This window comes from Alkalihalophilus lindianensis (genome assembly GCF_032843265.1).
Taxonomy (GTDB): Bacteria; Bacillota; Bacilli; order Bacillales; family Bacillaceae_D; genus Alkalihalophilus; species Alkalihalophilus lindianensis.
On sequence record NZ_JAWJBA010000009.1, the window covers coordinates 1 to 14426 of the forward strand.

General features: G+C 34.1%; 11 protein-coding genes. 10 read left to right on the forward strand and 1 reads right to left on the reverse strand.

Features of this window, described 5'->3' with window-relative positions; translation table 11 throughout:
* The first annotated feature begins 264 nt into the window (after positions 1-264).
* The 9 genes from RYX56_RS18740 to RYX56_RS18780 all read left to right on the forward strand — a co-directional run bounded on the left by RYX56_RS18740 (position 265) and on the right by RYX56_RS18780 (position 9792).
* Complete coding sequence (locus RYX56_RS18740) at positions 265-468, forward strand: hypothetical protein (protein WP_317123573.1); 204 nt, start codon at positions 265-267, stop codon at positions 466-468.
* A 148-nt stretch (positions 469-616) separates the two neighbouring features.
* A complete protein-coding gene (locus tag RYX56_RS18745) occupies positions 617-1117 on the forward strand; it encodes a GNAT family N-acetyltransferase (RefSeq protein WP_317123574.1) in 501 nt (166 codons plus the stop codon).
* 206 nt (positions 1118-1323) lie between these two features.
* Positions 1324-2199, forward strand: a complete 876-nt coding sequence (locus tag RYX56_RS18750) for an SMI1/KNR4 family protein (protein WP_317123575.1) — start codon at positions 1324-1326, stop codon at positions 2197-2199.
* Between the two features lie 112 nt (positions 2200-2311).
* Positions 2312-2872, forward strand: a complete 561-nt coding sequence (locus RYX56_RS18755) for a cysteine hydrolase family protein (protein ID WP_317123576.1) — start codon at positions 2312-2314, stop codon at positions 2870-2872.
* A gap of 145 nt (positions 2873-3017) precedes the next feature.
* Positions 3018-3416, forward strand: a complete 399-nt coding sequence (locus RYX56_RS18760; protein WP_317123577.1) for a GyrI-like domain-containing protein — start codon at positions 3018-3020, stop codon at positions 3414-3416.
* 227 nt (positions 3417-3643) lie between these two features.
* On the forward strand, positions 3644-4348 hold the full coding sequence (locus tag RYX56_RS18765; RefSeq protein ID WP_317123578.1) for a cytochrome c biogenesis CcdA family protein: 705 nt from the start codon (positions 3644-3646) through the stop codon (positions 4346-4348).
* Positions 4349-4376: 28 nt separating this feature from the next.
* The gene (gene resA / locus RYX56_RS18770; protein ID WP_317123579.1) at positions 4377-4925 is read left to right on the forward strand and encodes a thiol-disulfide oxidoreductase ResA; all 549 of its coding nucleotides are present in this window, start codon (positions 4377-4379) and stop codon (positions 4923-4925) included.
* Positions 4926-5235: 310 nt separating this feature from the next.
* On the forward strand, positions 5236-6348 hold the full coding sequence (locus RYX56_RS18775; RefSeq protein WP_317123580.1) for a response regulator: 1113 nt from the start codon (positions 5236-5238) through the stop codon (positions 6346-6348).
* A gap of 216 nt (positions 6349-6564) precedes the next feature.
* On the forward strand, positions 6565-9792 hold the full coding sequence (locus RYX56_RS18780) for a glycoside hydrolase family 113 protein (protein WP_317123581.1): 3228 nt from the start codon (positions 6565-6567) through the stop codon (positions 9790-9792).
* 46 nt (positions 9793-9838) lie between these two features.
* Here the strand turns inward: RYX56_RS18780 and RYX56_RS18785 are convergent, their stop codons facing one another.
* Entirely contained in the window at positions 9839-12880 is a 3042-nt protein-coding gene (locus RYX56_RS18785) for a hybrid sensor histidine kinase/response regulator (protein ID WP_317123582.1), read from the reverse strand.
* 244 nt (positions 12881-13124) lie between these two features.
* Between RYX56_RS18785 and RYX56_RS18790 the strand changes: the two genes are divergently transcribed.
* On the forward strand, positions 13125-14369 hold the full coding sequence (locus tag RYX56_RS18790) for a glycosyltransferase family 2 protein (RefSeq protein WP_317123583.1): 1245 nt from the start codon (positions 13125-13127) through the stop codon (positions 14367-14369).
* Positions 14370-14426 lie beyond the last annotated feature (57 nt).

Below are 14426 nucleotides of genomic sequence, written 5' to 3' on the forward strand. Positions count from 1 at the left end.
GATTTCAAGATACAGGGGTTAGAAAAATGGGTCCAATTGGTGAACAGTACATTATGAATTTATTGTTGTAAATACATCGGGTAGAGGGGAAAATTGATAATTTGCAAAAGAAACAATGAAGGTCAGGACTGTTTTTTTGATTACGGAGCAGGTTTCTTTAATATAATACTGTTTGTTTTAATATCCTAAATGAAAATGTTCAGCGTTAAGAGTGTAACAGAGAAAGTATTTGCTTGTAATGACGATGTAACCGGGGGGATAAAATTGAGTGAAAAAAAGCCGAGATTAGCATTAACTGGTGCAATTATTATACTAAGTATTTCAATATTATTTGCAGCGTCTAGCATTTCAAGTGCTATTAGAGATGCTTCCAGAAACAATGTAGAGCACGGACAATATCAATTAGAAAGATTTAATAGTAATTTTGAAGACTACATACGGATAATGGAAAACAATATAAATAATTAGTCGAAACAAATATAATTTTAATTAACGGGAGCAGTTGCTCAATAAATAGCAGTGTTTCTTGCACTAACGGAGCAGTTTTATTGAACAAGAATTAAATCTAAATACTGTATAATCAAGGTAATACACACTTTGCTAAGGAGAGATAAAAATGGAAATAAGACAATTGAATCGAATTGATGCTGAAGAATATCTTTCTATAAGGCTTGAAGCACTCCAAAATAGTCCGTATGCGTTTGCATCTAGTTATGAAGAGGAAAAAAACCAAACAGCAGAAAAGTACAAAAATAGGTTTGAAACTCCAATACACACATTTACTTTTGGGGCTTTCGAAGAGTCTCAACTTGTTGGGGTTGTTACGTTAGTAAAGGAGCAACTATTAAAGTTGAGCCATCGGGCAAATATTGTAGCGATGTATATCAAACCAGAAAATCGTGGAAATGGAATAGGAAAGGCTCTAATCTCTAAAGTAATTGAAAAGGCATATAATCTAGAAGGCATTGAGCAAATTTATTTAACTGTTGTAACAACTAATGTTCCTGCTAAAAAGTTGTATACTTCTAGTGGGTTTGAGGTATTTGGGAAAGAGAAAAGAGCATTGAAATTTGATAATACATATTATGATGAAGAGCACATGGTTTTATTTCTTTAAATATATTGTTCTTGAACTAAAGGGTAGCGATAGCTGATTAAGAGTTATCGCCGTTCCTTATTGAAGTAACGGAGCAGTTTAGTTAGAGAAGAAATGCTTTATTTTATTGAATAAATAGAGTGTTTTTTATAATAAATACCGAAAACATTCATAGTTAATTTGAATGTAGTATGACAAAGTAATCCGTAAGTATCATGGAGGAAGAGATGAAGAAAGTAATAAACATGATTAATCCAAGTTCGAAAGTGGCTGGCGTGTCGTTAGTTGATTTGAAAAAAACAGAAAATGCACTTGGTGCTATTTTTCCAGATGAATACAAGGAACTTTTTTTAGAAACGAATGGAGCAAATTTTGGCGATTGGACTTTGTTCCCTATTCAAATTAATGAACAAACGGCATTAACCATTGATATAGTAAAACAAAATCAGAACAGACCCAAAAATCTACCGAGTGATATGGTTTGTATTGGTGAAAAAATGAGTGGTGACAAACTTTGCTATCGAATTAGGAAAAGATTTATGCAGGAACTAATTTATACTTGGAATGACAAAACTGGGTTAGGCAAATATGCGTCTTTATCATTAAGTGAATTTATTGATCGGCATGTGCCGAAAGTGAATACTAATAAGCCTAATAAACTTGGCACTTTTATGGTTGAAAGTGGAGAGCTAATTGTTACTGACCCATACTATAAAGTGGATGAAGAAGCTGAGTTGCAAATCGTACTTTTAAATGTGAAAAATGGTAATTGGACAGCTTCCATTTCTTATACTCCTGATGAAGTTGTTAAAAACTTATTTGTATTTTATGGGGAAAAGAAACCAAGTGGAAAATGGCATGTTTGCGATAAACAGATTGGAGTTGACTCTGCACAAGCAGGAATTTTTGATTTTAAAACATTTGGTAGAGACGAAGCCATCCAATTTGATGAAGTAGTTGCTTCAGATGCACAGGGGGGAGTTGTCTCAGATGGTGCGGTTTCAATGTCTGGTTATGGTGACGGAATGTACGAGGTGAAAGTAAAATATAACATTTCAAAAAAGGTTGTTGGAGTGATGATTGACTTTGTAGATGAGGAATAATGCTATTAACCAACGATCAGTGAAATACACCTTTGTTTATTCAGCTAACGGAGGTGTTAGCACAAGAAGCTATCGCTGCTCTTGCTCAAAGGAAAGGCTAGGGGGAGATCTTATGGAGGATAAAAAAAAAGCTTTAATTATAGTAGATGTACAAAAAGCTTTCGATGATAAGAAATGGGGAGAACGGAACAACCCAAATGCAGAAGAAAATGTTAGTAAGATACTACAATTATGGAGAGAAAAAGGATGGTTAGTAATACATATACAGCATACTTCTGATAATCCTGATTCAGTATTTCATCCGAAGAGTAAGGGGTTCGCTATAAAAGAAATCGTTGAACCTATTGATAAAGAAGTGATAATAAATAAGAAAGTAAACAGTAGCTTTATTGGTACAAATTTAGAAGAGGTTCTAAATGAAAATGAAGTAGCAACAGTTGTAATCACAGGTTTAACTACACCTCATTGTGTATCAACAACAACAAGGATGAGTGGTAATTTAGGTTTCGATACATACCTGATTTCAGATGCAACAGCTGCCTTTGGTATGAAGGACCAAAATGATACATATTATGATGCAGCAGCTATTCATAATATATCTTTAGCTACATTGCACGATGAATTTGCCACAATACTTACTACAGATCAATTTATAAACGAGTTTTTTAAATAGGCTTATGTCACTAAAGGAGAGCGATAGCTTGATAAAGGTTATCGCCTTTATCTTGTTGAAGGAACGGGCAGAAGAGTTGAAGAAGAAGGTAATATATTTATTATGTAGAAAGAAAAATAAATAAAAATATTGTGAGGCTAATCAAATGAACCTAACGATCATCAAAAGTGTGAGAACTAATAATTTTGAAGACGAAGCTATCATGCAAAAGATCACAGAGATGTGGAAAGAGGCATCAAGTGCTTTATTAAATCAGGATGAGGTTACATATGGTTTGTACCATGAATACGAGAGTGATTATAAAGGGGATTATACAGTAAGCGTAGCAGTAGAAAGTAGTAATAACGTAAATACAATTAAAATTCCAAACATAAGTAAATATGAGATTTTTAAAGTGGATTCATTGGATGAAAATGGAATACTTAATACTTGGAAGCAGATATGGGAACGAGAAGAGAAAGGGGATTTAAAGAGAGCTTATTCATTTGATTTTGAAAAATATAATCCTAATGGTCAAATCGAGATTCACATAGCTACTAAATAGCCTACTAAAATTAATAATTAACGGGTGCGATAGCTGATTAAGGGTTATCGCCTTTCCTTATTATTGAAGTAACGGGGCAGGTTATTTCAATAATCTTCTAGGGGTTAGAATGATCAGTTTCGTTCGACTAATTATAATATTGTGCATAAAATCACCACCACTTTAATCAGCGTTAAGTAATAATAATGGTATTATCTAGTAGATCTTAATAATATGGAGGTTTCATTATGCAAGAGGTTTCTTTGGTTCTGGCTTTTGGTGCAGGTCTATTAGCTTTTATCTCTCCTTGTACTCTGCCACTATACCCCTCCTTTATTTCTTACATTACAGGGGTCTCAGTACAGGAGTTAAAAGAAAATAAAAAGTGGAAATTAACACTTGTGCACTCAATAAGTTTTTGTTTAGGGTTTTCTACTATATATTACATATTAGGCTTTTCTGCCAGTGCTTTGGGATCCTCCATTCTAGGATATCAACAACTAATTCAACAATTAGGTGGAATTCTTTTAGTATTAGTAGGTTTATTTTTAATCGGGTTTATTCAACCTACAGCTTTACTAGCAGAGTATCGAATAAAATATAAACCAAATAAAATCTCTTATCTTAATACTTTTGTAATTGGTTTAGTATTTTCTGCAGGATGGACGGCGTGTATAGGTCCTATATTTGGAACTATAATGTATACGGCGATGGCTAATCCAACACAAGCTTTCTATAATATTACAGCTTTTTCATTAGGGTTCTCAATCCCTTTTATATTAATGGGTTTAGCTATAAGTAAAATTAAGATCTTGACGAAGTATTCAAATATAGCAATGAAAATTGGTGGTTGGATTATTATTATCTTAGGAATTACAATTTTCTTCAACAAAATGTATTACATTAATATTTTGGGGCAAAAAATTCAAAATTTCATTTTGAGTCTATTTTAAATATCCCTCAATGTAGAGGTGTTGTTAAATGCGTAAGAAAAGACTTCTGATAAGAACAAGTATTTTATTAGTCATTACTGTAGCTTTGTCTTATACATTCTATTTTAATTTCACTCAAGATAGATCGGTTATACGTACTGGAGATAAATCTATAAATTTCATTTTAGAAGACCTTGAAGGCCAATACTATAATCTATATGAATTAGAAGGGAAAGGGGTATTTATTAACTTTTGGGGAACTTATTGTCCTGAGTGTGTAAAGGAAATGCCCCTTATGGATCAAATGTATCAAGAATATAAAAGTAAAGGGATTGAAGTACTAGCAATAAATGTAGGTGAAACACAAGTAGCTGTAGAAAGATTTACTAACAGGCTTGGTCTATCATTTCCTATTTTGATTGATTATCGAAGTGAAGTCGTTGACGCCTATGGCATTAGTCCTCTTCCAACTACTGTTTTAATCGATGAAAACGGAATAATAGTGGATGTTTATACTGGTCCTTTAACTGAAGAAATCACAAGAAATATGATGGGGAGCATAATAAAACAACTCCTGAACAACAACGTAAACAATTAGAACACATCAAACAGCAAAGTAATTCAACAATATTTGTTGCAGAACAAGAAAAGGGAAAATTGGAGGTGCAGGGCTATCAATCCTCCACAATGATTTGGTAAAAATTATAAAATGCATTGACATAACGTTAATTTATATATAATTGTTAATATGTAAAATAATTAGAAATTAATACATTGGGATAAGGAAAAGATATATTATTTTTTAAAAGGGAATGGGTTAAAACCTTGACGCCATACTATCACGGTACATTAAACCACTGTTCTAGCAACGTGAAGAGTAGAAAAAATATAAAACTAGGTGATGAAAGATGATTCGAGCAATTGTAGTAGATGATGAAATGTTAGCCATGGAGTTTATGAAGAGGAAGTTAAATGAATTAGGTGGAGTGGAGGTAGTAGCAGCTTATACAGACTCAAAAAAAGTCTTGAAAGAAATGCATTATTTGGACTTTGATGTTGCTTTTTTAGATATCGATATGGGTGGAGTAAACGGTATTGATTTAGCCGAGCATTTAATTAACTATAACAAGGATATTCAAATTGTCTTTGCGACCGCTTATCAAGAATATGCTATCAAAGCATTTGAGTTAAATTCCATAGACTACCTACTAAAACCAATTAGAAAGGAACGTCTTGTTAGAACCGTTGAACGTTTGCAAAAGAACAACATACACCAAAACCTAAAGAGGAAGGAAGCAGCAACTCTGTCTGTCACTTCACTAGGCGAACTTTTAGTCACTTTTTCAGGTGATTTGATAAAATGGAAAACGGCCAAAGTTAAAGAACTTTTCGCCTATCTTCTTACTTATCATGAATCTTATGTCGACCGGGATATATTAATTGAGCATCTTTGGCCGGGATCTGACTATCATAAAGCAAAAATTTATCTACATACATCAATCTCCTACTTGCGTCAACTATTAAAAGGATTCGGATATGAAGAGGTCATAATGTATCAAAATAATAAATATAAATTAAAATTAGGCCGGTTTATTTGGGACCTACACTTATTTGATTCTGTGGAGAAAATACAACAAATTACATCAAAACACGAGATTGAAAAAATAAAAAATATTCAAGATGCTTATAATGGAGATTATTTGCAAAATGAAGGGTACGATTGGGCGAAAGAAAAAGCAGAATGTATTAGAAGTGAGTACATAAGACTGTTAGAAATGCTATATGATTATTATTCAGTTCATAATGAAAATAAAAATTGTATCAATATCCTTAATAGGTTACTTAAATACAACCCTTATTCTGAAACCTACATCAGGCAACTAATGATAGCTTATATAGAGTTGGGAGATCGGGTAGAAGCTATAAATCTTTATCAAGATTTTAAGAATAAATTAGATGAAAATCTAGGTATTCTTCCTGACAAATTAACTATTTCCCTATATGTGTCTATTTTAAATTAAAGATTGACAGGCCCTATTCGTGGTCTAGTCAATTTTTTTTATTAATATTTATAAGAAATTTTTAAGAGGTCTTCTATATACTATGAACTAATTGAAAAAATTGTGGAAATAAGAAACATAACGTATGACATAAAGCCGTTTGTAGGAAGGCAATGACAGGCAAAAATACGAAAAACAAGATGTTAGATAACATAGTAGATCCTAAGGAGTGTTAATGTGAATAGTAGATTGAATAGACTACTTTTATTAATAGCTTTGTTAATAGCTTTATTTCTCCTCCCAGTATTGCTTTGGTTTATTGAGAGAAATGATCCAATTAATGTGGCGATTATTAATAAAACAGTACCAAATGAAAGTTTTCAAAAACACTTTGGTGTAACTTGGATTTTAAATCATCACAAAAAAACCTCAGAACGTTTAGATCATACAAAAGATTATTTTGGTTTCATACCGGATGAAACCAAAGAGGCGTTCAGTATCAATCAGTTACCTAGGAGTTACGATGATGTAGATCTGATTTATATTGCAGATACATATGGTGTATATGAAGATGATTTTTTCGGGAAGGAAAATCAAGAGCATCCTAGCCAAAGTTCTTCCCTAATATATGGAGGACTGTCTGTGGAAGAGTGGACCCCCATTAGAAAGCATATTAACACCAAACCGAGTACCTTAATTGTAGAATATAATTCCTTACCTTCTGCTACCAGTACGGTAGAACAAGATATGAGCAATCAACTCAATATTAGCCGTACCGGCTGGACCGGACGTTATTTTAAGGAATTAAACCCAGAATTGAACCATGATATCCCACAATGGTTGATTGACCATTATCAAGAGAATTGGGAGTATCATGGCTCCGGGTTTGTTATGGTAAATGAAGAGTCAGAAGAAATTCTTGTATTAAAAGGAGAAGAGCATTTTAAAGGGGAAGGGGTTAAACTTCAATTTACTGAAGCGGGACAACAGGTATTTGACCTTAAGCAGAGTACTCAATACACAGATTGGTTTGATATAGTAGTAGAAAAAGACTCATCAGAAGTGCTTGCTTATCATGAATTGGATTTAACAAACGCAGGAAAAGACATTCTCCAAAAACAGGGGATTCCACATTCTTTTGCTGCCATTATTAGACATGAAAAAGCCCCCTCCATAAATTATTATTTTGCCGGCAGTTATAACGACTTAATAAAAACGACTAGTTATTACCAATACAAATGGCTTACTAGTATTCTGAAATGGATTAACCTACTCTCAGATTCCCCAGATGCTTTCTTTTGGGATACATATGCCCCTATGATGAAGACAATAATAAATGAGGAAAAAATACTAAGTGATAAAAAAAATACTCGTACTTCTGAAACTGTAACAGAGAATCAATTAGATTATTCTGCTAAGATTAATGGGGACAGTTATGAGGTGCTAGTAAATGGATCGTGGGAGAAATTGTTAATTAAAGGGGTTAACCTCGGGATGGCAAAACCGGGGACGTTTCCTGGTGAGGCAGCAATTACTTATGAAGAATATATGAGGTGGTTTAAGCAAATGGGAGAAATGGACGTAAATACCATTCGAATCTATACTCTTCACCCACCTGATTTTTATAATGCACTAAAAGACTATAATGAAGGAAGAAGAGATCCGCTTTATCTTTTCCATGGTATTTGGATAGACGAAACTCCCCTCGAGGAAACTTTAGATGCGTTTCATCCGTCTAATATTGAAGAGTTTCAAAATGAGATGAAGAAAGTCGTTGATGTTGTTCATGGAAATGCAGAAGTCCGTGCTAAACCAGGGCATGCACATGGTTGGTATGATGCAAACATCTCTCAGTATCTCATCGGATGGATTATTGGGGTAGAGTGGTATCCTCATATGGTAGAACAAACGAACCACACTCATACTGGTATAGGTGAATATGAGGGGCGGTTTATCACCACTGAAGAGGCTGCTCCATTTGAATATTGGCTCGCAGAACAAATGGATTTACTATTAACCTATGAGGCAAATGAATACCAATTTATTAGACCTGTAAGCTTCACTAACTGGGTTACAACAGATCTCCTAGAGCATCCTGCCGAACCGAGCCCGGAAGAAGATATGGTTGGGGTAAATCCGAATGTAATACACATGGAAAAAGAAGCACGTGTAACGAATCAATTTGCCTCATATCATGTATATCCTTATTATCCGGATTTTCTCAATTATGAAGAAGAGTATATAAAGTACAAAGATCATCGTGGAAATTACAATAACTATGCAGGTTATTTGCATGATTTACATAAATCTCATGACATACCTATTCTAATCGCAGAATTTGGAGTGCCAAGTTCTAGGGGGTTAACTCATGAAAACCCATTTGGATGGAATCAAGGGTTTTTATCTGAAAAAGAGCAAGGTGAGATAGTAAAGAGCTTGTTTGAAGATATAGTTCATGAAGGTTTGCTAGGTGGGTTGGTATTTACTTGGCAGGATGAATGGTTCAAACGAACGTGGAATACAATGGACTATGATAATCCTGATAGAAGACCTTTTTGGTCAAACGCACAAACAAACGAACAACAATTTGGTCTCCTGAGTTTTGATCGTCATAAAATTAAAGTTGACGGACAGTCAAATGATTGGAAGGATAATACCCTGTTGTATTCACAAAATGGTGAGCTTCTCGAATCGTTATCTGTGGACCATGATGAACGATATCTATATCTAAAGATAGAAGGAGGAAACGAATTAAAACAGAAAATATTCAAAGATATCACACCTATGATCTTATTAGATACTATACCTAGACAAGGAAATCATCATTTTAAAGAAGTCGAAGACGTTATAATTGATTCAGGGATTGATTTTGTTATTGACCTTCAAGGGAAAGAACAGTCAGCAGTTAAAATCGACCCTTATTATGACTCTTTTAAATATGACTATTGGTATGAGTTCAGTAACACACCGTACCAAGCTACAAAAAACAGTGGAGAATTCAACCCTATTTATCTAGCTTTGAATCAGGAAATGCTAATTCCCAATCAAAATAAAGTAGTGCCTTTTAGTTACTACGAAACGGGGAAACTCAAACATGGTGTAGGAAACCCTGAATCTGCAGATTACAATTCTTTGGCTGATTTTTATGTGAATGAGACATTGGGAATCATTGAATTAAGGATACCTTGGATGATGCTGAATATAACCGATCCGAGCAGCCTTGAGGTTATTGATGACCTCTTTATCCATAACGGTGCCGAAGGAAGGCTGACAATAGAAGGAATAAATGTTGGGGTCCTTCTACTAGAAAACAATCAAATTATTGATTCTTTTCCTACAATGGAAGAGGAAGAGCTACCGAAGTTGCATAAGTATTCTTGGGAAGAGTGGGAAATCCCTGAGTACGAAGAAAGGTTAAAACAATCCTATTATTATATCCAAGAAGCTTTTAAGACGATAAACTAATCCATATGGACTGCAGAGTATACATATTCTGCAGTCCTTTGAATATTTACGTGGGAATTTGAAACGAAAACGTTGATCCTTTTTTGGGTTCACTTTTTACATTGAGACTATGACCATATAGTTGGTTTAATCGTTTGTTAATGTTAATAAGTCCCACTCCTTTGCCTTCTTTGTGGGAAGGATTGAAAAGTGAGTTCAAGACATTTTCTTTCATTCCAACACCATTGTCTTCAACTGTAACTGTAACGTTATTCCCCTCCTTGAGAATACTAATAATTATTTCCCCTTCCTTTGAACCATTTAAAAATCCATGTTTAATCGTATTTTCAATGAGCGGCTGGATAGTTAAAGGGGGAATAGGAGTTTCCATTAAAGCATTTTCAACTTCATATGTTACTTTAAAACGATTGTTAAAACGTTCGTTCATTATAAATACGTAAGCTCTCACAACATCCAGTTCATCTTTAATAGGCACCGTTTGATCAAGGTTATTGAAGCTGTAACTCATTTGTAGATAATAGCAAAAAACTTCAAGTAGTTCTTTTGTTCGTACCGGGTCTGTTTCTATCAGCATTAAGATTGTATTTAAAGTATTAAAGAAAAAATGAGGTTTTATCTGAGCTTGAAGCCAGGCAGCTTCTAAACGAATTTGTTCATCAATTGATTTTTTTAAATTTGTTAAAGATTGTACTCGAGCATGCAGCTCTATGGCATCTACAGGTTTAGTAACATAGTCGTTTGCCCCTGACACAAAACCCATATAGACATCTTTTGGCTGATTACGAGCAGTCAGTAAGACCACAGGCAGCTCTGAAATCGTATAATGTTGGCGTATCCTTTTCGTTAATTCGTATCCAGACATATGGGGCATCATTACATCAGCTATAATTAAATCCCATTTTTTGTGAAGTAATGATAAGACAGATTGGCCATTTGTGACTGTGGTTAACTCATATTCATCCTCCGATAAGATACTTTTTAAAACTGTAATATTAACAGGGTCATCGTCCACAGCAAGGATTTTGGGCTTATTGTTCACCTGCTTATTGATAAATTTATCAGGAAGATCGCCTGTTATCACGCTCTTTACAATAGAGGGAGCTTCAACAGCCGCTGCTGTTTTGTTGTCTAGAGGTAAAGTAAAGGAAAAGGTTGAACCTTTCCCAGGTATAGATTGAACCCACAAAACACCTCCGTGCATTTCTACAAGTTGTTTACAAATACTTAGCCCGAGTCCAAGTCCGCCACTTTCATGATAATAAGAATGGTTTCCTTGTTCATAGGGTAGGAAAATTCTTGATTGCATCTCCTTATCAATCCCTATTCCAGTATCTTTTACAGCGATAATTGCATAAGTGTTGCGTTGGCTCACTTTAACAGATATTCCACCTGTATCAGTAAATTTCACGGCATTATGAAGGATATTAAATAGGATTTGGTTCAATCTATTAGGATCAGCTAACACCAGGGGGAATGTTTTTGGAATTTCCAGCTCAATATTAAGGGGTTTTTCTGTGGTCATGATCCTTTGCATTTCCACTACCGATTCAATAATTGGCTGGAGGTTAATAGTTTTTATATTTAGAGATATTTCATGCTGTTTTATTTTAGTGACATCGATTAAATCATTTAATAAATAAGACATTCGCCGCCCAACTGTTATTAATAAACCAAGTTGTTTTTTACTTTGCGAGGTCAACTGTTTTTCTTCCTTTGTCACAATGCTTTGTGCAATGTTAATCATACCATGGAGTGGATTTCGTAATTCGTGCGATGTATTCGCTAAAAATTGATCTTTTGCTACATGCTCTTTTTGAAGTTGATTTACAAGCGAGACATTTTTATTACTCGTGTGGAAAAAGTGTATCAGCCAATAGGTTGAAAAAAGTAAAGAAGCAGCTATTAAATCTATTGGGTAATAATTAGGGTCAAAAATGGTTGCCCATTGATCCGGAAGTAGGGCTGGATTTTGTTTTAATGTTGACCATAAGATACTTGAGCCTAGACTAATAGCAGAAAGTAGAAGGAAAATGGAATCTTTCTCCCCTCCCTTTATCACTTCAAAAAATAAACTGGCAATAATAACAAAGGAGGTTATTAAAACAAAAAATAAGAGAAAAGACCATGGTTGAATGCTAGCAGCCGGAAATAATAAAACAAATAAGCTGTATATTGCACAAAAAATAAGATGAACGTTAATAATTCTAATTGGTCTTTTTAGTTCAACGAGTTCTTTCACAAATAACAAGAAGAATATGGACAATCCCGTATAAGAAAGATAAATCAAGTTAACTAACCATTCGTAATTAATTGATATCCAGTTTGCTAAAATACGATCATCGCTTACTACAATAGAAATCGTAGCAAAAATGCAGCCAATTGAAAAATACAAAATCATTTTATTTTTAGGGTTTAATAAAAACATAATTGTTGCATAAAAGCTCAGGAATGCAATATGAAGAGCTACAATTAATTGCATAGAGAGGGTAAAGTAATGATCATACATAATTGCCTGTTCGGTTCCAAATCTTATGGGCTTACGTATCCCGCCTTGAAATGATTGATTAGTAATTTTATAGGGAATTAACAAGTCAATCATCCCATTTTCATCTGGACTCACACTGATGATAGTTGGAAGCATAGCCTTTAATTGCTTGTTATCTGTTTGTGTCTGGCCTTGTTGAACTATTAATTCTCCATTAGAATACACTTCAAATTCTGAACGGATTTGACGAATTTTTAAGGCGTACGTAGTTGTTTTATGGGGAACATGGATTTTTAGATGATACGTTCCAGAATGTGAGCCCACTCTTTCTTTTTTATTGATAGTTGGGGCTTTTAATTTTTCTCGGTTTTCATGTTCAATCTCTTCAGGCGTTAGAAAAACTTCAGGATAGTAAGACCATTCACCACTTAATAAATAAATTTCGTGATTTGAAAAATTAAAAGAAGATAAATCCATTAACCCGTCTTCTATTAATGGCTGTTCAGAGAAGATTGAATTTTGAAACCACACAATGCGTAGAGATGTGATAACGATAAAAAATAAAAACAAAATAGTATATAGATTTGTTTTCTTTCTTTTCATGGGGAATTTCACCCTTGCTTTAGAATGTTTAATTATATAGCGATCGGCTTAATATAAAAATCTACCCAACAATTTATATAAAGTAATAATATTTTCCAATATATGTTTCTATTATACCGTAAAAAAAAAGCAGGACCATCTTTGGTCCTGCTTTTTTAAGTGGTTAATAAGTGAAATGTAAGAGAAGTGTTAGAGCCCATATATAGAATGATCCATAGAATTTGACTTCTGTGGAGGGAATATAATGGATATTTTAGAACTGTTCATAGCCAGTTTGCTTTTATTTTTATTGTTTTTGTGGTTTTTTGTAAGGCCCATGTCTGTGTTAGTTTCAGGATTATTTAAAAAGAAAAAAGAACGAACTTTACACTATGGTACGGGGGTATCTGTCATCGTTCCATGTCATAACGAAGCCGATACCATAGAAAAAACGGTTGTATCAATACTTAATCAGAATCTTAAAATACCATTGGAAGTAATACTAATTGAAAACAACAGTACAGATAATACGTACTTTGTTATTCAACAATTATCAACAAAATACCCTCAAGTGGTCCCTTTATCCATTGCAACGCCGCGGGCGCATAATCCGATTAGTTTCTCATTAAATCACGGAATAAACCATTGCAAATACGACATTGTGGTAAGACTTGATGCTGATACAGAATTAGCACCGACTTCAATTCAGAAGGCCATAGCACCAATTATTAATGGGGATGCTTCAACGACTGCTACAAATATAAGATTAAGTAATCTTAAGGAAAATTTATTGACTAGATTACAAGGGTTGGACTACTATTTCTCAATGGAATTGGATAGACGGAGTCAAAGACTCTATAATGGTGTACTATGCTGCAGTGGGGCAATGCAAGTATTTAAATTATCTGATCTAAGAGAAATTGGAGGATATAACAACCAAAAGGACATGGGGGAAGATATGGAAATTACCTTTCGGATGCACGACAAAGGAAAGGTTGAAATGACCCCGGAAGCAATTGCTTTTACTGATGTACCTCATACTATAAAATCTTTGATACATCAAAGAGCGTGGTGGATGAAGATTGGTATCGTCACCACCTATATGCACAAAAAAAAGATCGGTAAGAAGTATGGGAGAAAAGGCATGTTTGGTTTAGTGGCCTTACCCATTAAAGTCTTTACGACTTTCCAAGGATTGATAGGGGTGGTCATTAAATTAATTGGGGCTTTAATACTTTCCCAAACTAATACGGGGGGAGATTTTATTAGTGGATTTTTATGGTTTTCGATCCTGCATATAGGTCTAAATTTATTTAGCTTATTGACCATAGCTCCTGTTACACACAGTAAACAAGGGCTAGGACAGTGGTATCTCCTACCAATTTATTCGTTAATCTACCAGCCTTTCTTAGCGGTTATAAGAGCATATGCCGTCTTACAAGGGATTTTATTAATCTTAAGAATGAAGAAAATTTATCCAAGTACTACTTCTGCTGACTATGTAAAGTGAAATAGAATCTAGTAAGAATTCATCGAAACCAACCTGACACAGGTAACTGGGGAATAT

Bases quoted from the DNA above. Each gene is read 5' to 3' on its own strand.
- RYX56_RS18745 (WP_317123574.1), top strand. From the start codon at position 617: ATGGAAATAAGACAATTGAATCGAATTGATGCTGAAGAATATCTTTCT.
- RYX56_RS18750 (WP_317123575.1), top strand. From the start codon at position 1,324: ATGAAGAAAGTAATAAACATGATTAATCCAAGTTCGAAAGTGGCTGGC.
- RYX56_RS18755 (WP_317123576.1), top strand. From the start codon at position 2,312: ATGGAGGATAAAAAAAAAGCTTTAATTATAGTAGATGTACAAAAAGCT.
- RYX56_RS18760 (WP_317123577.1), top strand. From the start codon at position 3,018: ATGAACCTAACGATCATCAAAAGTGTGAGAACTAATAATTTTGAAGAC.
- RYX56_RS18765 (WP_317123578.1), top strand. From the start codon at position 3,644: ATGCAAGAGGTTTCTTTGGTTCTGGCTTTTGGTGCAGGTCTATTAGCT.
- resA (WP_317123579.1), top strand. From the start codon at position 4,377: ATGCGTAAGAAAAGACTTCTGATAAGAACAAGTATTTTATTAGTCATT.
- RYX56_RS18775 (WP_317123580.1), top strand. From the start codon at position 5,236: ATGATTCGAGCAATTGTAGTAGATGATGAAATGTTAGCCATGGAGTTT.
- RYX56_RS18785 (WP_317123582.1), bottom strand. From the start codon at position 12,880: ATGAAAAGAAAGAAAACAAATCTATATACTATTTTGTTTTTATTTTTT.
- RYX56_RS18790 (WP_317123583.1), top strand. From the start codon at position 13,125: ATGGATATTTTAGAACTGTTCATAGCCAGTTTGCTTTTATTTTTATTG.